General features: G+C 47.6%; 1 rRNA gene (cut by a window edge). It reads right to left on the bottom strand.

What is annotated here, in order from left to right:
- Positions 1-290: 290 nt before the first annotated feature.
- Positions 291-2,500: ribosomal RNA gene (locus tag HMPREF1321_RS10355) — 23S ribosomal RNA — on the bottom strand; it runs 633 nt beyond the window's last position.

Consider the following 2,500-nt stretch of genomic DNA (forward strand, 5'->3'; position numbering starts at 1 on the left):
TGTAGTACCATCTGCGCTAAAAGGTTTAACTGCTCTGTTCGGAATGGTAAGAGGTGAGACCTTTGACTATAACCACCTTAAATCTTTTAGGTGTCAGGGGTCAGGGGTTAGGTTTCAGGGGAATCCCTGATGCCTATAACCTAGTGCCTGTAACCTTATTTTTTTAACATATAGGGATAAAAAACATATCTTAACTAACTTCTTAAGAGATTAATAATTGATAAAACATAAGTAGTATTACACTTTCTTACTTCTTATCTCTTAACTCTTATCTATAAAAAAGAATACTGCGCGAAAAGTCTACGGGTGATTAGTATTACTCGGCTATGATGTTACCACCGTTACACCTGTAACCTATCAACGTGGTCATCTCCCACGACCCTTAAAAGAAATCTCATCTTGTGGCGGGTTTCGTACTTATATGCCTTCAGCACTTATCCCATCCGCACTTAGCTACTCTGCTATGCCCTTGGCAAGACAACAGATACACCAGCGGTGCGTCCAACTCGGTCCTCTCGTACTAGAGTCAGATCCACGCAAATTTCTAACGCCCACAGTAGATAGAGACCGAACTGTCTCACGACGTTCTGAACCCAGCTCGCGTGCCACTTTAATGGGCGAACAGCCCAACCCTTGGGACCTTCTCCAGCCCCAGGATGTGACGAGCCGACATCGAGGTGCCAAACCCCCCCGTCGATGTGAGCTCTTGGGGGAGATCAGCCTGTTATCCCCGGCGTACCTTTTATCCTTTGAGCGATGGCCCTTCCATACGGAACCACCGGATCACTATGCTCTACTTTCGTACCTGATCGACTTGTTGGTCTCTCAGTCAAGCTCCCTTATGCCATTGCACTCTTCGCACGGTTACCAAGCGTGCTGAGGGAACCTTTAGAAGCCTCCGTTACTCTTTTGGAGGCGACCACCCCAGTCAAACTACCCTCCACGAATTGTCCCCTGCATCGCAGGGTTAGACCTCAGATAAGCAAAGGGTGGTATTTCAACAACGACTCCACAACTACCGGAATAGCCGCTTCCAAGTCTCCCACCTATCCTACGCATCACTTATCCAAGACCAATACGAAGATATAGTAAAGGTGCACAGGGTCTTTTCGTCCCACTGCGGGTAATCGGCATCTTCACCGATACTACAATTTCACCGAGCTCATGGCCGAGACAGTGTCCAAATCGTTACACCATTCGTGCAGGTCGGAACTTACCCGACAAGGAATTTCGCTACCTTAGGACCGTTATAGTTACGGCCGCCGTTTACTGGGGCTTCAATTCAAACCTTCGCTTACGCTAAGCTCTCCTCTTAACCTTCCAGCACCGGGCAGGTGTCAGACCCTATACCTCATCTTTCGATTTTGCAGAGTCCTGTGTTTTTGATAAACAGTCGCTTGGACCTTTTCACTGCGGCCTATCGCTAGATAGGCGACCTTTCTCCCGAAGTTACAGGTCTATTTTGCCTAGTTCCTTAGCCATGAATCTCTCGAGCGCCTTAGAATTCTCTTCCCAATCACCTGTGTCGGTTTACGGTACGGGCATTAATCTTCGCTTTTCTTGGAAACGTTGTCACCACTCTATCACCTCGGCCGAAGCCTCAGTGTACTATCAAAGCTATAACTGCTCCTTTAACGTACTATTCCGTCAGTACGCGGTAGTTATCTCGTTCCGTCACTTTTATTAGATTAATGGTACAGGAATATTAACCTGTTGTACATCCACTTCCCCTGCTCGGGTGCGCGTTAGTCCCCGACTAACCCTCAGCTGATTAGCATAGCTGAGGAAACCTTGATCTTTCGGCGGGCAGGTTTCTCGCCTGCCTTATCGTTACTTATGCCTACATTTTCTTTTCTATCAGCTCCACTATGGCTCACGCCTTTAGCTTCAACGCCTATAGAATGCTCCCCTACCGGTAGGTACTTCTGTACTACCCCATAGCTTCGGTAATATGCTTATGCCCGTTTATTATCCATGCCCAACCGCTCGACTAGTGAGCTGTTACGCACTCTTTAAATGTATGGCTGCTTCCAAGCCAACATCCTAGCTGTCAGTGCAGTCAGACCGCGTTTGGTCAACTTAGCATATATTTGGGGACCTTAGCTGATGGTCCGGGTTCTTTCCCTTTAGGATATGGACCTTAGCACCCATACCCTCACTGCTGATGAGCATTTAATAGCATTCGGAGTTTGTCAGGAATTGGTAGGCGATGAAACCCCCGCATCCAATCAGTAGCTCTACCTCTATTAAACTCACTTCAACGCTGCACCTAAATGCATTTCGGGGAGTACGAGCTATTTCCCAGTTTGATTGGCCTTTCACCCCTACCCTCAGGTCATCCGAAGTCTTTTCAACGACAACCAGTTCGGTCCTCCACGCTGTGTTACCAGCGCTTCAACCTGCCCAAGGGTAGATCACCAGGTTTCGCGTCTACTACTACCAACTATTAATCGCCCTATTCAGACTCGCTTTCGCTACGGATTCGTATCTGAAATACTTA

Origin of the sequence: Capnocytophaga sp. oral taxon 412 str. F0487 (assembly GCF_000271925.1) — a bacterium.
Lineage (GTDB): Bacteria > Bacteroidota > Bacteroidia > Flavobacteriales > Flavobacteriaceae > Capnocytophaga > Capnocytophaga ochracea.